Here is a 16,361-nt window from a genome sequence, read left to right on the forward strand (position 1 = left end):
TGGTCGACCTAAGCACAGGCGCAGCCGCGTTATTAATATACGACCTAGGCAGTGTCTTCATGCCGCCGATGCCGGCACGTACGTATTCGAGGTCGCAGATAGCACCGGGGCTCTCCATGCTAATTGGGGCGTCGTCTACATTAATTACCAGGGCTAGTCAATCACGGCTAAACGTATTGGCACCCAATACTCAGTGGGCTGCCGTGGAGCCCCCGAGTATGCTCTCCAGTAACCTCTCATGTGCCTCCTCATCCTTCATTATACCCTTAACTTCCTCGACGTCTAGCCCCAACTTACTGCAGGTCTCAATCACAAGCTCCGCATAAACCTTCATCATAACCTCCTCAGCGATGAATACGAGCCTACCCAAGTCCTCAACACCCAGTCTCTGGCTACTAACCACCTTATCAACGGTAGGCCTAGTCCAACCGCAATCAACACCCTCCACGGATAACCCCCTCAAGCGCTTAAGCGACCTGAGGAGCCTTGCATAAATCTCGGCATGCCTCGCCGAGTCCTCGGCAATCCTCCTAAGCACCTCTGAGTACTTCCCATGCACCTCGGCAAGCCTGAAGTAATGCTTAGCAATGACCCTCTCCAGCTGTATGCCGCAAATGAGCAGCTGCAGTACATGATGCTCGAGGCCCTCGTAGGACTGGGAAACCCTCCTAACGGCATTCTCCGGCACAGGAAGGGCAAGGCTAATGTAAAAACCAAGCAATGCCATAACCAACCACCAGCCGGCCCGGAATAAATTAATCACGTAGGCATAGAATAAATCACCGCCTGTGTGGATCGCATTAAAAGCCCCAATGACTATAGCCGCCGTTAAGAGGGCGATGATAGCCAGGTAGTATGTGTGGTAAGTAGTGAGGTGAACAGCGCCAGTGCCCTTCGGTGTGACCCTAAAACTCTTCCTCCTCCTCAGGACCCACCAAATGAATGCTATGGTGACCGGTAGGGAAACAACGAATTGAATGCCCTGATGATGCATGAACTCCCTAAGTCCATAACCATACCTACCCATTATTGCTAGATAAGACATTAACGAGGCAAGGAACACGGGGAAGTACACAATCAGGTAAAGTATTGGGTTTATGCTTAGGAAGAATACCCTGAACATTAGGAATATGCTTGGCGCCAGGATGCCCGCTATGGTTAGGATGCTCACGAAGAACCAGTAATAAACGCCATTGATGTAATCTAAGAGTTGTGAGATATTCAACCTGGCATTAAGTAGTTTCTTAATTAATTGAAAGGTTCCGAGGGACCACCTACTCTGCTACGTTATATAACTCGGTAAGTCCTTGGGTGGCTCGCCACCCCACACAAATGGTAAATCAACGTAGACGCTCCTGGAACCCCTTTCATGAAGCATGACTGAGGTATACACGTCCTCAGTCACGCTACCCTCGTAAAGGCCGCCAATCGATAATAAATGCCTAACCCTGTAAATAGTGCCACTGCCCAGGCTAAACGCCGAGTTCCTCATGTGCCTACCCCTCATTATGACTCTCAGGAAGGGTATTTGCTGAATCCAGGCGGAGAGGGCGATCGTCGTGTCGAGCCCCGAGTAGTACTGCGGAATCTGCACAAAGGCGACCCTCGGGTCATCGAAGGATCGCATAACATGCTTAAAGACATCAGGCAGAAGTCTCTGGTCAGCATCCATGATCATCGCGTAGTCATGATCCTCACCAAAGGCCCTGAGCCAGTCATTAATGGCGCCGGCCTTAAACCCCCTCCTACTGCCTCTCCTGAAGACCTTGAAGCCAAGCCACTCCGCATAGTGACAAGTTCCCTCCTTATATCTTCTCTCGTTGAATCATCAAGTACATAAACGTCGCCTAAATCACCAACCGCCGCCTTGGATATTGTGGCGGTCTCGGCAACGAGCCTAGGAGGTTCATTGAATATGGGTATTACCACGGCAACCCTGTAATTACCCGTACCACCAGTGCTCCAGGCCCTACTGAGCACGGCTTCATCATAATCCCTACCCCTAAGCCAATAAGCAATAAATAGACCCATAGACAGGAAGGAGATGACCATCATGAGCACTATAAAGTAACCCAGGACAATGCCCCAACCTCTAACATTAATAAGGTAGGTAATAATGAGCGCTATGATGAGGGGTGAAAAGACAATGAATATGTTGATGGGTTTCATCTTAATTTTATGATTTGCGAATGTTAATTTAACTTTTTCCTAAAATCTAATTATAACCTTAATACTTATGCATTGTGTCGGTAAGGTCAACGCGACCCATGGCAGGTTATTTTGAAAGGATTTAAAAGGGGGTAAGGGAGATAATGAGGTTAATGGGTAATTGCCTACCAGTGGCTTCCAAGGTCTACGTGAATAACCAGGTGCTGGTCCCGGCACGCGTCGTTAAGTGCCTGGGGATTAAGGACGTGGATTACGTGGACGTGGTTATCAAGTATGGTGGTGAGGTCATTGAGTTAAGAGGTGTCAAGCTTCTCAGGTCTGTGAAGGGCGGCGCTTCGAGGCAGTTCACAATACCAAGGGATATCAGGGAGAGGTTTGGGATTCAGGCTTTCGACACCGTGGAGATAATAAGCATTAGGCCAAGCGCCCCGCTGAAGCTCACGGGCTGATCTTTCGACCATAATTGTCAACTCCTCAAGAAATCCTTTTAACCCGGAATTGAACCTAGTAACAAATGCCCAGGGGCAAGGAGGTTAACGAGCTTCCCTACTGGACGAGGATATACATAAACGGCCAAGTCCTACTGCCAGCAATGCTGGTCAGGGCCCTTGGTATTGAGTGGGCCCGTTACGCCGACATAGTCATTAGGCATAACGGGAGGTTAATCGAGTTGAGGGGTGTGCATCTATTGAGGGCCAGGAGGGCGGCTAGCAGGCAATTCACAATACCGAGGGAGGTTAGGGATAGGTTCGGGATAATGCCGCTGGATGGTGTGGAGATTATCGATGTGAGACCACTGAGGACCAGCGAGGTTGGGGGAGGGTCAGTGATTATTCATGAGGGTAATGAGCATTAACGGCAGCCCGAGGAAATGCCCAGGTAACGCCGATGGGGTTAAGTTCCTCGGTTACTGGTGCGTCGCCCTAGGCTCCTTCAGGGGCTTCGAGTTAATGTTCCAGGGCGTGGTCGCGGACATTGCCTGGGTAGCCCTACAGCCAAGACTCGACAACAACGTGGTTAGCTGGGTAATAGAGGACTCGGGGATTGAGAATTACTTCGACACAACACTCGTAACCCCAGGTTGCAAAACACCAAGCATTGTAGTCCTGATACCCAAGTCCGTTAATGGGTTAATGAAGCTATACGGGCGCGGTCTGGGTGGCGCCAGGCTCATCAATTGCCCATTACCTAGGCGCGAGACCTACAGGGCCTGGCTTAGTATAGTCGGTGGGCTTATCAACGTGGTTGGCGTTGATGAATTGCTAAGGCATGCCCTGAGGCACCTATTCGGTATTGAGTATGGAGGAGGTGAGGGTGGTGGGCCGAGGGACGTAATGCACGAGTTGGTACAGGCCTTCGGCCTAACCCAGTAAGTAGGCCTGGTGCTCAATGATTTTCTTTAAATGGTCACGGTGGCTTGGTTTTTAAATACACATTCAATTTATCATTAATGCCCAACCCAAGGCCAGGCACCCACGGCCAATCCAGCGCCATTGAGGTTGCCTGATAGTGCCGGTGATTATTGCCGCAATTATTATCTTCGTATTCCTAGTGCCCAATTACTCTTACTCGGCTGGTTCTGAGGTTGATACCTTCCAGTTGAACGCCATGGCCCAGTCGTTGCTTCAGTACATTATTACTAACCCGGGTAATCCGCCTACCTAAGCCAGCTTGGTGTTACAATGGTAATAACGCATTATTGAATTATTAATTAAGGCGGTGGCCTGCCTTATAGCCAGGTGTTGCTGTTGTGTGTTTTTATGCTTTAGGAATAGAAAGTAATTTAAACAACCACTTCATAATACATCGTATGGCCGATGTTGAGGAATTAATTGATAGGGCCTAGGGATCATTATCAATGCCCGGAGGGGCCTCATCGATAAGGACGAGGCCCTAGACGCTCTGGGAGTTCCTAATAAACATTGATTACGAAGTAAGGACTAGGTACGCACTAATAAACCCGAGCACTTAATAGGGAGTGGGGGCAGTAGTGGGTGTTGGTTAATGGCAGGTTTACGATGAATCAGGGGCGCCGGCGCTGAGCTTCTATTTCACTAGTCATAACCATGTGCGTGAATGGGTATATAAATTAAATATTTTCTCGGTAATTATAAGTATTTTATTTATATGTTTCATCGAGACGTATTATTCCACGGGAATGTACAACGAATATTCCAAGCGTGTCCCTTAAAAACCCCACCGTTAGGGTCATGTGATGACAGGTCTAGGAATGAAAACAGGACTAATTAAACAACTAAAACCACTCACGGTAATAATCGCGTTAATGGTAATGGGCGTAGTACTCGGGCTTGGACACCCACTGCTTGCGCAGTCCTATGGGCCAACGTCGGTGCCCATACCGCCAGTGACGTATACATGGACCCTGTACTGGAACCTAACTGATGCCAGGCTGCCCTACGGCGCCACGCCAGTCAATTCAATAGCAGTTAGTACCTATAACTATTTAATTAATTATATGGTGCCGTGGTACTTCACGGCAAGTAAATCATTCAGCATATACATAGCCAACGCAACCGACGTCTACTACTGGAACGGGACCCAGTTCATACTCTACTCACCAATAATCATGAACGCAACCGCAACAACAAACTCAACAGGCGGTATAACCTGGACCGTCAGTACCACACTGACCAATGGAATAACACCGAGTCAGGTATATGCCAATTGGACCATTGTGGTTGTACTCAACAACTATGGAGGAGCCAACTGGATGGTATTCAACGTAACATCAACATTCATGGACCTCGCAGACTTAATGGGCAACCTAACAACAATAAGCACCAGTAGTTACGTACCGGTTTCACCATCAATAGCCTCAAGCCTAATACCGCAGGTAACAACCACCATTACATACGCATTGCCAAATGGGACCCAGGTAACGGCCTATGTATACCACCTATTCACCCCCGTATGGGGTGCTGAAACAACGCCAAGCGACTTATACGTAATACTACCAGACCTATACTTCTTCTTCTTATTTGCTGGTGCATCGGTTAATCCATCAGTTGAGCCTGTGTCACTACCATCAACCGTGCAGTTGCAGGCAATACTGACGCTAGGCACTGGAGTAGCGGTGTTTGAATCAACCCCGAACAGCACGGTTACCTCGGCATCGCAGTATATATATACGGTCACGTACACGGGCTTCGGCCCAATCTACTACGTAACCAACGAATTCAGCGGCCTAAACCCGGCAGATCATAACTACCCAATGGTCACTGCGGAGCCCGTGACCCTAACGGTTAATGAGGTATTCCCAAGCGGCCAAACCCTAATGCTCTTCAACTACACAACAGCAACCTCTAATTACCAGACAACGCCAGAGTCATTTAATCTGGCCCAGGCATATACATGGCCATCACCGGTAACCCCAAGTTACACTGTGAGTCTGACGGCGCTCTCAAACGTAGCCCAGGCAGACCCAGACTGGCTCATTGGAGTCCCAGTCATTGAGTTCTATATCGGTGATGTCTACGACTTAAAGGCCAACCCAATAATCGAAAGCTCACTGACGGTGCCGCCATCAATAACGGCAGAGCCTAACCCAATAGTCGCCAGTAAGCTCTATGTAAAGTGGTTGTTGCAGACGACCCCGGTGGCTACCGTAATAAGCGAGAACTACCTGCCGTACTACGAGACATCGCCAGCCCTAGTGCCGGTTGGTCAATTCACGGGTACAGGACCATCAACGCCAAGTTTCACAGCCCTGTCAGTATCGCCCGAGGTCCAGATATTCTTCGAGAGCCAGCCAGTATTCACAGCCCAGATAACCGGTGCATCGCAGTCATCACCGCTCATACAGTTCATAAACAATATTTACGTATCCCTATTGCCCGTGTTCATAAACCTGACGCAGTACGCACCAGGCGTACCGGCAACAAGCCAGTTGCAGCTAAGTCCTAACATCGCGAGCCAGGTAACCGTGTATTACGCCTACTCACCGAGTGTTAGCCAGTTAATACAGACGGCACCGCCGTCATACGCAACACAGGGTAGTGTCTATTATGCTCAGAATGTCTACGTTACGTACCCAACGGTTTCCCAACTACCGCGGCCTTCGCCACCTTCCCACCATTCACCCAGTCGGTTGTTTGGGGCGTACTCGTGACCCCACAGGTTAACTGGTTCCCAGCACCACCACTGAGTGGCACGTACAACGCAACCTCCATGAGCTTGACTGAGAGCGTGACGCAGGAGCAGACCTACTACTACGCCTTCTGGGTGACTTACAACGGCATGACGGTGGGCTATGGACTATTCGAGCTCGGTTACGAACCGTCAACGACATACTTCTACAACCCAGTTACCGGCGTTACATCGCCATTCACGTACCAGCCGGTCTTCGACGTATACCCAGTGAGCGAGAGCAATTCAACGCTGCTGTCATTCTACGACAACAGCAGTGAGGTTGGCATAGGCAACTTCCTGGGCGGTGCGCCGGCACAGATAACAACATTGAGCGTTTATACCGAGGTTGCCTACATAGCGGTGTCCTACACGGTGTATGACGTGCAATTCCTCAACCTATGCAATGAGACAATAACCACAGGCACCGTTAGCATAAGTGAGTTAACACCAAGTGGTGCAACTGTCTCATTACCGCCGGTCCAGTTAAGCTCCATGGCGTACATCATGAAGATAACGGCCCCAATAGCAATGCAGATATCCTCGGTCTCTGGAGTGCCTTACATAGAGACCATGTCCCCAGTATTCAACTTCACGCTGAATTACTACGGCTACATAATGCCAAGCGTCAGCTACACAACGAGGCAGCCCAAGTATAACTACATGCTGACCCCCGGCATCATTAATGTTGTTTACTTCCCGCTAATTGACATTAACATACAGGTGCTGAGCCAGACAACGCCGCAGTACCCACTGTGGGGCTTTGTTGTGAATATGTATAGTGCAGTGACTGGGCAGAAGATGTGGGAGGCAATAACCAACTCCAGCGGTTATGTCTATATAATGAACGTTCCACTTAATGCAAGCTACATACTACCGCAGGGCAAGGCATACGTAATGCTCAAGGTTAGGACAATAAGCCCGGCCACAGACAGTGTCTACCCATACGCCTCTGTGTCGCAGCAGTACGGGCAGACGTACCAGGCATATGCAAGCGCCTTGGGAATACCGAGTAGCTACTACGCCTACACGCTTGGTACCAGGGGTCCATTCGATGAGGACTTAACAATATACTATGAGCAGTTCTCAGCGCCGGTGACGACAACATGTGGTCAGGTATTCCCAATAACCGTGCCAGTTGAGAACCTACACATAGTGGTTACTGACCTGAAGGGCAACGTCCTAAGCAGCCAACCAGTCTACCCATGCGCCACGCCGAGCTACTGCCCAAGCTTCTACTACAACGTGACGTTGGTACTCGATGACCAGTATAGCCCATACTACCTAGCCAGCCAGTGGCTAAATGGCTACTTCGGGACCTACTGGCTAAACCTGACTGACTTCAGGGTTGTTGGGCAGACCTGGATGCAGCCTGAGTATGAGGCCCTGGAGAGTACATTCCAGTCATTAATAGCCGCTGACCAGGCAGCGTACCAGAGTGGCATGATTAGCCTACAGCAGTTCGCTGAGTGGTATGTTGGTAACTACAGCTACTACACGCTGGCGGCAATGCTGGCCAACTACAGTACATCATCGCCATTCGCAATATTCACATTCCCGTCGATAGTGCCTCACGAGGGCACGATATTCACGAGACTATTCATGCCAGCCAGGCATTCCAGATGAAGGTCTACTACCTAGGGCAGGAGGTGTTTAACCAGATAGTCCCGGTGCCACCACCTAACGAGAACGTCATAGTGACACCAACTGGCAAGGTTGAGTACACCACAAGCCCAGTGACAGTTTACATAGCCGGGCAGGCAGTCACAATACCGCCAAACGGCACGATAATAATCGAGACCAGCGTATACCCAGTTACCTTCAACATAACCAGCAAGAGCGGCATATACCCAGTGGGCAACACCTACCTAGCCTAACATTCACGGACGTGCTCTATAGAGAGTACGTGATGCCGCCATACTCAGCACTAAGCACGCCAGTGGCCCAGAACTACATAAGCAACATATTATACCCATTCAACGTGACTGGCTCAGGACTATTAACGCCATCAGAGCTTGAGTTGCTGACGAAGGGCACGTACGCAATTACTGAGACATATCAGACATCAACCGTTAACTATAACCCGGAGGCTGTGGCCAGCGAGGAGCCATTAACTAATGTCTACTCAATGGCTGGTTACGTACTACCAGACCTAATGGGCTTTGTAGTTAACTCCAGTAGCCCAACAACAAGCCTAACACCGCTATACATGACCAGTATATCCCCGAACGTATTTAGCACAACACCAATTGCAGTGGCCTTTAACCTAACCATGGGCATACCGATATACGCCCATGTCGGCACGACAATAACCGCAACGGCATACCCCAACGACACATTCCTATACGCACCAAGCGTGGCCTATAGTGAGTATAGGCTATTAGTCAATGAGTCGCTGATGGAGCCTGGTGTAGTACCAATACCGGCAGTGATTGATGGCTCACCAACCACACTAACAGCCAGCCCACTGGCTGGTCTATACCCAACGACGTATGCAGTTGAGGTTTCACAGATGGCGAGCAGCAAGGTCAACTTCACGTACTACGCAGTGCCCAACCTAGCCAGCTACAGGCTGTGGGAGGCCTACGTCAACGCCACTGGAATGACCTCAGTCACCAACGCAACAATAGGCATATACGCAGCCAACACCACTGGTTGGTACTACGTGTACAGCGTTAACGTAACATCAACATTCCAGCAGGCAATGACAAGGACAGTGCCATTATACGTCTACCTGAACTACGGCAAGATAACAAGCGTTGTCCAGTCACCGACTGAGGTTGCAGTCGTACTCTACGTATACGGCAGCGGCACCTACTACATACTACCACCGGCCTACTACGGAGATCACACGCACATTGAGTACCCACCAATAAGCAGTGGCTTTGGCGGTGTGGTGCACCACTACACAGAGAGCCTGTACACGGTTGCGACGGGTTCAATGGCGGGAACAACACAGACAGTAACATTCACGTACCCAACAGTGAATGCCACGTGGTATCCGTACTTCGGAAGCCCACTGACAGTGGTGATACCAATACCGAGTAGTGGTGAGGCCGTGTTCGACATGCGTGGTGGGCACCAACAACTGGCGCCTATGGTACGAGGATTGCGAGATTCTGGATAATGGGTACAACGAGCACGACGAATGTTGGTTACGGTAGCATAACGCCAGTAATAACACCAAGCCAGTATGTAGCTGGTACAGTATCTCCACTACCTGAGTATGCAATCAGCAGCTATGTACTCCTGAACTACATAACACCAAGCGGTGGAGCAACGACAGTATACACCGGCGAGATACCGTATGGAGTGGTTACAAGCAATGGTACACTATACATGACAGCCATTGGCGCAGGCACAGGTGGTACATCAGCACCAATGTTAATGTTTGACACACTATTCCCAGAAGACCTATGGAACGTGACTATGAGCGCAATACAGGCTGTCAGTGGTGTCTACAACCTAAGGACAGTCGCGCTGGAGAGCGTTGACATATACAACGGCGCCACATTCCCAATAATAGTCACTGGAATAACATACTCAATACCAAGCGGTGCTGGGCAGGTCAGCATATCACCAACCGCTGTACCGCCAAGCACAATGGTGCAGATACCAGTGCAGTACATCTACGGCAGCAGCTATGAATTCACATCAACGTGGTGCGACCTAGCAACTACACGCCATACATACCAGACCTATCAGCAACCTTCTACTATGAGCCGCCAAACGCCACCTTCTACTTAGCCAACGGAACGGCACTGCCATTCACGGTGTACCCGAACGGCCAGGTAACCATTGGACCATACACCTACAGTATAAGCCAGCTGGAGGCGCCGCTTAAGTCCGTAGCTATCAACTTCACCACGCTATACGCAGGCAGTGAGTTAACGCAGCTCAATACGTCAGTCGCAATACCGCAGTTCGGAGAGAGTGCCGTAAGTGGTGTATACTATGAGTCATACTACAACGCCACAAGCTCAATAGTTGGTGCTGACTCGTTCGTGCATGATGACCTGCCATATCCAACATACGTATCACTTACCAGTGGCAGGCATGTGTACTGGAACATAGCCGGCTACACAGGACCGCTGGCAAGTGCAAGCAATGACACTGAGGCTAAGCTGTACTTCACATACCCAACAGTGCCGCTGGCAGCCATTGAGGACTGGGATGGTAGGCCACTACCCAACCAGATGGTTGTTGAGTACGGAGTAGGCACAACGCCAGTGCTCTGTGCAGGCACTGCGCCGATAGCCATTGACTTCAGCGGCGTTAATGGACAGCTACTGCAGCCACTACCAGCCGGTGCTAATAGGACCGTGGTGTACTGGTACGACAGCTGCCTACTATACACAATAACCAGCGGTGCCTACCCATACATTGACATATACGACACAAACATAGCCACCGACGTGAGTACACTGGGCAACGCCTTCACGGCAACCTCAGTTGAGACCCACGTGTCCCAGCCACCATATACCTAAAGAGCGCCACAGGCACTGGAATACCGGGCGCCCTAGTCGTTGTGTTTGACCAGCCAACAATGGGCAATGAATTCCTAGGCTTCAACGTAACCGGCACCGACGGCTCAATAACACCAGTCGACTACAGGATATACCCACCAGCCACGAGCCAGCTACCGCCAACCAACTACTACCTAGTCGCCTACTACGCGGCCAACGGCACGCCACTCACGTGGCAGGAGATACAGCAGGCAATAAGCAGCCACTCAACGCTGTACCTAGTGCCTGTATTCGAGAACACCTTCAGCATACAGAGGACTGTAACTGCCACTGAGGCCATTGAGTCCTTCACACTAAGCAACATACTGACCACCGCAAACATAGTAGTCGTGTTATCAAGCTTCGGCCCAGCGCCTGGCGTTACCCTGAGCTACAGCGTGTCTGAACCCGAGTGCCCAGTGACTATAACCGCCATATCACCTGCATCAACAATTGTCGGTTACACGTACAGTGTGACGCCACTAATGCCATCACCAAGCGTGTGCAAGCCTGTCACGGCAGTGACTGGCTCTGGAACGACTAATGCCCAGGGCCAGATAACGACGACGACCTTCGTAACGCCAGTGGCGCCATTCGCGGCTCAGGTAACGATAACGGTGCAGTCATGGAAGGGCATACCACTGGCTACACCTACACCTACTACGTAACCAGTAGTAATGCGACGACGCCAATACAGGTGTCTGTGCCTGCAGTTGAGTTGACAGTGACCCCGGTGAGTGCCAGTGGTGCTCCGTTGACGACGCAGGCGACGGTCAACGTGACATGCAGCGGCGTCCCAATCGCCAGCGGTGTTGGTCAGCAGACGGTGGTTGTCCCAATACCGAGCAGTGGCTCAATAACGTGTACAATAACTGGTTATAGCTATGGAAAGAGCGCGAGCACCACGGTGACGCTGACGAGTAGCCAGGCTGGGCAGACAATAACGAAGACGCTAACGATACCGGTGAGCGGCTACTACATACCTGGCGTGGGCTTCGTGCCGGTGAGTACATTCATACTGCTGGCCGTTGTGATAATAATCATAATAATACTAATAGTGATACTGCTGATTGAGTACAGCAACTGGAGGAGGAGGAGATTAGCCGGCCTGCTGGGTCCGCCGAAGTGAGGGCCTTAAATACATAAATTGCCTCAAAATCACCCTTCCCTCAAATTTTCCTCCTTTCTTTTTCCCACTTCCTCCCCATCTTCAGGACCAACAACCTTATATTTAACTCCAGGGATTTAGCATCAGTGAGTAGGCAAGCGGATAAAATCAATAGGGATGAGCTGCTCAGGCTTCTTAGGGAGGATGAGGAGCTTAGGCTAGCCGTGATGGGGCTGCTTGGCATTACCGACATTCAGTACTCCCTGAGACAGTTAATAAACGCCATTAACAAACTCGCCGAGGCCCAGACCAGGTCTGTCAATGCAATGCAGGGTATTGCCGAGGGTGAGGCCAGGATTACGGAGATGCTCGGTAAGGTGACTGACATGTTGGCTAAGATCAACGAGATGATTATGGACCTCGCGGAGACCCTGAGCAGGACCATCGACATGGTCGATAAGCTGGCCAAGGGACAGGAGGGGCTGGGTAACGCCATTAAGCAGTTGGCTGACGTACAGAGGGTTACCTGGGAGGCGGTTAAGCAGTTAATTGATGGTGAGGGCAAAATACTCGACCTACTCAGGCAGTCCCTTGACTCACAGGGTAGGCTTTGGCAGGAGGTAAGGAGTCTCCAGGAGCAGGTCAAGGCGCTTCAGGAGGGCCAAAACAACCTACTCACCGAGATCAAAAGGTTGGGCGAGAACCAGGTGGCGCTTTGGCAGGAAGTCAAGAGACTAGCCGATAACCAGGATAGGCTTTGGGAGGAGGTCAAGGCCCTTAGGGAGGTCCAGAATAAGCTCCTCGAGGAGAATAATAAGTTATGGCAGGAGGTGAAGGCGTTAAGGGAGGAGGAGACTAAACTGCGTGAGGGTCAGGAGAGACTTTGGGAGAGGTATGATAGGCTTGATAGGAAGTTATCAGCAATTGGCGCCAGGTGGGGTATACTCAGTGAGGACGCCTTTAGGAAGGCCATTGAGGAGTTACTCAGTGGGGCTGGTTATAGGGTTGAGAAGTGGAGTTATAATGACGCTGAGGGTTACGTGTTTGGTTACCCAAGCGTTGTCGACCTAGACATAGTGGTTAAGGATAACAAGACCTTCGCAGTGGAGATAAAGTCCTCGGTGAGCAGGGGCGATGTGATGGCATTCAAGCGCATTATGGAGCTTTACGAGAGGGTCACCGGCAGGAAAGTAGACGCCAGGTACTTAGTGACCTACTTCATTGGGGAGAGGAATGAGGATGCCGTGATTAAGCTAGCCAACTCCCTGGGGATAAGGATCATAGAGCCTGAGGAATTAACGAAGGGGCAATCGTGATCTTCATGAGGCTGAGGAGAATCCTTGACCTGCTAAGTAAGTACTTTAGTGAATTCAGGGATATGCGTAGGAGCGGTGGGAGTATTTACGCGATCGAGAGACTTGCCCAACTAACAATACAGGCCCTGCTGGACCTGGGCGCAATGCTCGCAATTGAACTCAGGGACAAAAAGCCTGAGACCTATGGTGGTGTTGCCGAGTATCTATCCAACAAGCTAGGCCTGGGCGAGGACTTGAGGAGGTTCCTGAGAGGTCTCGCCGGCTTTAGGAATGTGCTGGTTCATGGGTACGCAGAGATTGATAGGGGCCTTGAGGAGGAGGCGTTTAGGGAGATGGAGGAGAAGCTACCATTAATACTCGAGAAACTCAGCAACTTCATAAGCAGTGTTGGTGATCCGGGGCAATTGAGCATTGAGGAGTTGAGGGTTAGGCTAAGGCCGGTGTTTGAGAGGTATGGCGTCAGGTTCGCATTCCTATTCGGCTCGAGGGCCAGGGCCGGGGTGGGTAGGGACTACGACATCGCGGTTTCCGCAAGCCTCAGGAGCGCCTGGAGCTCGGCGGGTTAATAGTGGATATAGCCGAGGCGCTGGGAGTAACCGAGGACCTGGTCGACGTGGTGCACCTAGAGAGTGCGGGCGCTCGATCCTCTACTCGGTGATTATTGATGGTGTGGTGATCTACGGCGATGAGGATGAGGCCATGAACTACCTATGGAGGAGGTATCTGGAGCTCCTGGACATTAACGAGTATGTAAACCACCTAGAAAGGCGCGTAGGCACCTAGTCAGGGCACCAAGCCGCTGGGTAGTGAGGACTAGAACGTGAGCAAATAATCAATAAGCCACGCCGAGGACATAATTAATCACCAACCGAGTTCAGAAATACCCGAGGAAGCCACTGAGCAATTAATGGTTAATACCGACCATCAAGACATTAAACCCAAAAATAATGAAGGGACAAGGACCCTGCACTAGCGAGGGGCACCTGATAATCGCAGTTTCGCAGATAGGCCATTGGGCCGCCCTGGCGAGGATTAGGTTGGGTTTTTCTTCCCTTGTTGCGTTTAGAAATTTCCAAACGTGATGGGCAATGCGTAATTAACCATGACTGCGTCGTGGCCTGTTGGGCCTTTGTCCATTGTACTTAGTCCCTGCTTCCCGTCTCAGCGTCTTTCGCTTGGCGTGTTAATCCTGGTTTTAACTACCGCTGGGACCTACTTAATGAGCTGACCAGACTAAGTATTTAAGGAGCTGATTGGGTTTTAAGATGTGGAAGCGCTCGAGAAACCGCTGCCTAAACCAACCACCGAGGACTATGTAATCGCCAGGCTACTGGAGGCCTTGATCGAGGCTAGATTGGCCCTTGAGTTCCTGGGTACTTGTTAGGGATGCTGCTGGTAAGGCCTTCCAGGCATGGAGGGCCTTGTTGGCTGCCTTACTGAGGCTCGAGCTTGATAAGCTAATCCAGGTTGCAAGGACTGAGGAGGAGCGTAGGTGGCTAATGGAAAGAGCTGTACCGAGGATACCAACAAGTAGGATGAAGATGCTCTCCCAAATGCTTGAGGAAATAGGCTACTACGGGCTATCATTCGCAACGGCCATAGCCCTGGAACTACATGACTACCAATACAATGGGCCGGACCCAGACCTAGCACTATCGAAATACAGGGACAGGCAGGAGGCGGCAATAGACATAAAACTCCTCATAAAGGAGCTAGTGAATAGGGTTGAGGAACTTAAACCAAGGACAAAGTGGAGTGACGAGCTCGAAAACACACTAAACGAATTAAGGAAGGCCATTAAATAGGTCCCGGAGACTAACATTAATGAGGTGGGCAACTCCGCAAAACCGCTCAAACAAACAACTCCGCTCATAACCAAGGACCAGGCCAACTCTCTACTCCTCAGTCACGTTCAGAAATTTCTAGATGCAATAATTAAAAATTCATCACACCCTGAATGATACGCATTACTTCCATGCCGTGCAACATAGCAATAAGCAATGCGGAATACGCATTCACACAATTAAGTAATGCACCGCCTTACTACTCAGCGGGCGCGGTCGATTAGCGACACGGCACATGATTACATGGATAAGTTGTTGATGTTGCATGTTTAGAAATTTCTAAATGTGGTGAGTGAAAAATCATTGGACGTGGATTAGCGTACTACATATGCGTCTACTTCCTTCGGCTTTATCCCGTACTTGCTCTTTAGGAATTTGAGGGCTTGTTTTAGGGCATTGATTGGTGGTTCGACTGGTGAGTGCTTATGCCTAGTCCACCCCTCCTCCTCACCCGCAAAAACCAACTCACCATCAACAACCATAAATGACCATTTTACAGACTTATTTTTTAATTAATTATTAACTTCACCGAATGTTTATCATCACCGTAGTTTTTTTAATGACATATTTAATATTATCCCTAAACCTTTCGTAAGAGAATTCTCTCGCTCTCTCCATTGCTAATCTGCTCATTTTAATAAATTCCCTGTCACTCGTTAAAATCCTACACAGGGCATCTACTGCTTCACCTCTATTTACATACCCATAGCCATACTTACCCATGCTTATTATATCGAACCATGGACCACCAGACTTATGAATAATCGGCACGGCACCCGCTGCCATGGCTTCGACGACTACTATGCCGAAGGGTTCATTAGGCCTAACGTATATGAAGGCCATGGATCTATTAAGCACCTTATACACATCGCTAATGCCTGGGTTAACGAGCACACGAACCTTATCAGCTATGCCTAAATCCCTCGATAGTTCAAGCAGATGCTTTATGTACCCAAGCTCAATGGCATTATTAACCGAGCCCATTAAGTAAAGCTTGGCGTCTTTAATACCGCATTTACGAACTGCCTCACCAAATACTGTTATTGTGAAGTCCCAACCTTTAGCAGCGCCAAACCTGGCGAGCATACTAACAATAGGCTCTTTATCACTCACGTACTTAACGACCCTATCGACATCAACAGGTGGGTATAAAACCTTAGGTGTATAACCGAGGGCATCCCTAGAGAGCATTGCCGTGAATAGGCTATTAGCATAGACCCTATCCTCAGCACGAAGTATCCTATAATCAGATAAGGCGCTCAATAATGCGTGT

18 protein-coding genes and 2 pseudogenes are annotated in these 16,361 nt (G+C 50.0%); 15 read left to right on the plus strand and 5 right to left on the minus strand.

Translation table 11 applies throughout. The features are described from left to right. Nucleotides 1-190: 190 nt before the first annotated feature. The 3 genes and pseudogenes from JCM16161_RS07350 to JCM16161_RS07360 form a co-directional block, all read right to left on the minus strand. Complete coding sequence (locus JCM16161_RS07350) at nucleotides 191-1,225, minus strand: hypothetical protein (protein ID WP_054855456.1); 1,035 nt, start codon at nucleotides 1,223-1,225, stop codon at nucleotides 191-193. Between the two features lie 57 nt (nucleotides 1,226-1,282). Continuing rightward, nucleotides 1,283-1,726, minus strand: a pseudogene (locus tag JCM16161_RS07355) (glycosyltransferase); the annotation flags it as partial. After that, complete coding sequence (locus tag JCM16161_RS07360; protein ID WP_054855458.1) at nucleotides 1,675-2,169, minus strand: hypothetical protein; 495 nt, start codon at nucleotides 2,167-2,169, stop codon at nucleotides 1,675-1,677. The gene JCM16161_RS07360 and the pseudogene JCM16161_RS07355, both read right to left, overlap by 52 nt. 152 nt (nucleotides 2,170-2,321) lie before the next feature. Here JCM16161_RS07360 and JCM16161_RS07365 point away from each other — a divergent pair, with 152 nt between their 5' ends. From JCM16161_RS07365 to JCM16161_RS07395, 15 genes and pseudogenes are all read left to right on the plus strand, one after another. Then, the gene (locus JCM16161_RS07365) at nucleotides 2,322-2,618 is read left to right on the plus strand and encodes an AbrB/MazE/SpoVT family DNA-binding domain-containing protein (protein WP_243670348.1); all 297 of its coding nucleotides are present in this window, start codon (nucleotides 2,322-2,324) and stop codon (nucleotides 2,616-2,618) included. Between the two features lie 65 nt (nucleotides 2,619-2,683). After that, on the plus strand, nucleotides 2,684-3,025 hold the full coding sequence (locus JCM16161_RS07370; RefSeq protein ID WP_054855460.1) for a hypothetical protein: 342 nt from the start codon (nucleotides 2,684-2,686) through the stop codon (nucleotides 3,023-3,025). Beyond that, a complete protein-coding gene (locus JCM16161_RS07375) occupies nucleotides 3,015-3,542 on the plus strand; it encodes a hypothetical protein (protein ID WP_054855461.1) in 528 nt (175 codons plus the stop codon). The genes JCM16161_RS07370 and JCM16161_RS07375 overlap by 11 nt, the downstream gene beginning before the upstream one ends. A 136-nt stretch (nucleotides 3,543-3,678) precedes the next feature. Further along, on the plus strand, nucleotides 3,679-3,834 hold the full coding sequence (locus tag JCM16161_RS16730) for a hypothetical protein (RefSeq protein ID WP_243670350.1): 156 nt from the start codon (nucleotides 3,679-3,681) through the stop codon (nucleotides 3,832-3,834). A gap of 550 nt (nucleotides 3,835-4,384) precedes the next feature. Then, nucleotides 4,385-6,298, plus strand: coding sequence for a hypothetical protein (locus JCM16161_RS16735; protein WP_243670353.1), 1,914 nt, complete (start codon nucleotides 4,385-4,387; stop codon nucleotides 6,296-6,298). Further along, nucleotides 6,295-7,941 (plus strand): hypothetical protein, encoded by a 1,647-nt coding sequence (locus tag JCM16161_RS16740; protein WP_243670363.1) that lies wholly within the window; start codon nucleotides 6,295-6,297, stop codon nucleotides 7,939-7,941. Before JCM16161_RS16735 ends, JCM16161_RS16740 begins: the two co-directional genes overlap by 4 nt. Beyond that, nucleotides 7,938-8,192 (plus strand): hypothetical protein, encoded by a 255-nt coding sequence (locus JCM16161_RS16745; protein WP_243670371.1) that lies wholly within the window; start codon nucleotides 7,938-7,940, stop codon nucleotides 8,190-8,192. Before JCM16161_RS16740 ends, JCM16161_RS16745 begins: the two co-directional genes overlap by 4 nt. An 11-nt stretch (nucleotides 8,193-8,203) precedes the next feature. Next, nucleotides 8,204-9,442, plus strand: coding sequence for a hypothetical protein (locus JCM16161_RS16750; protein ID WP_243670373.1), 1,239 nt, complete (start codon nucleotides 8,204-8,206; stop codon nucleotides 9,440-9,442). Next, entirely contained in the window at nucleotides 9,442-10,062 is a 621-nt protein-coding gene (locus tag JCM16161_RS16755; RefSeq protein WP_243670381.1) for a hypothetical protein, read from the plus strand. Before JCM16161_RS16750 ends, JCM16161_RS16755 begins: the two co-directional genes overlap by 1 nt. Next, nucleotides 9,975-10,802, plus strand: a complete 828-nt coding sequence (locus JCM16161_RS16760; RefSeq protein ID WP_243670384.1) for a hypothetical protein — start codon at nucleotides 9,975-9,977, stop codon at nucleotides 10,800-10,802. The genes JCM16161_RS16755 and JCM16161_RS16760 overlap by 88 nt, the downstream gene beginning before the upstream one ends. Before the next feature lie 41 nt (nucleotides 10,803-10,843). After that, nucleotides 10,844-11,488, plus strand: coding sequence for a hypothetical protein (locus tag JCM16161_RS16765; protein WP_243670392.1), 645 nt, complete (start codon nucleotides 10,844-10,846; stop codon nucleotides 11,486-11,488). Continuing rightward, nucleotides 11,446-11,949, plus strand: a complete 504-nt coding sequence (locus tag JCM16161_RS16770) for a hypothetical protein (RefSeq protein ID WP_243670394.1) — start codon at nucleotides 11,446-11,448, stop codon at nucleotides 11,947-11,949. The genes JCM16161_RS16765 and JCM16161_RS16770 overlap by 43 nt, the downstream gene beginning before the upstream one ends. Before the next feature lie 125 nt (nucleotides 11,950-12,074). Further along, complete coding sequence (locus JCM16161_RS07385) at nucleotides 12,075-13,244, plus strand: DUF3782 domain-containing protein (RefSeq protein ID WP_054855462.1); 1,170 nt, start codon at nucleotides 12,075-12,077, stop codon at nucleotides 13,242-13,244. Between the two features lie 5 nt (nucleotides 13,245-13,249). Then, the gene (locus JCM16161_RS07390; protein WP_243670913.1) at nucleotides 13,250-13,810 is read left to right on the plus strand and encodes a DUF86 domain-containing protein; all 561 of its coding nucleotides are present in this window, start codon (nucleotides 13,250-13,252) and stop codon (nucleotides 13,808-13,810) included. A gap of 701 nt (nucleotides 13,811-14,511) precedes the next feature. Beyond that, nucleotides 14,512-15,049 (plus strand): annotated as a pseudogene (locus tag JCM16161_RS07395) (PaREP1 family protein). 353 nt (nucleotides 15,050-15,402) lie between these two features. On the opposite strand, the gene JCM16161_RS16775 reads toward JCM16161_RS07395, so the two are convergent. Further along, nucleotides 15,403-15,570, minus strand: a complete 168-nt coding sequence (locus JCM16161_RS16775; RefSeq protein WP_243670396.1) for a hypothetical protein — start codon at nucleotides 15,568-15,570, stop codon at nucleotides 15,403-15,405. A gap of 43 nt (nucleotides 15,571-15,613) precedes the next feature. Beyond that, nucleotides 15,614-16,351 (minus strand): glycosyltransferase, encoded by a 738-nt coding sequence (locus tag JCM16161_RS07400; RefSeq protein ID WP_054855464.1) that lies wholly within the window; start codon nucleotides 16,349-16,351, stop codon nucleotides 15,614-15,616. Nucleotides 16,352-16,361: the final 10 nt, after the last annotated feature.

This window comes from Vulcanisaeta sp. JCM 16161 (assembly GCF_001316285.1).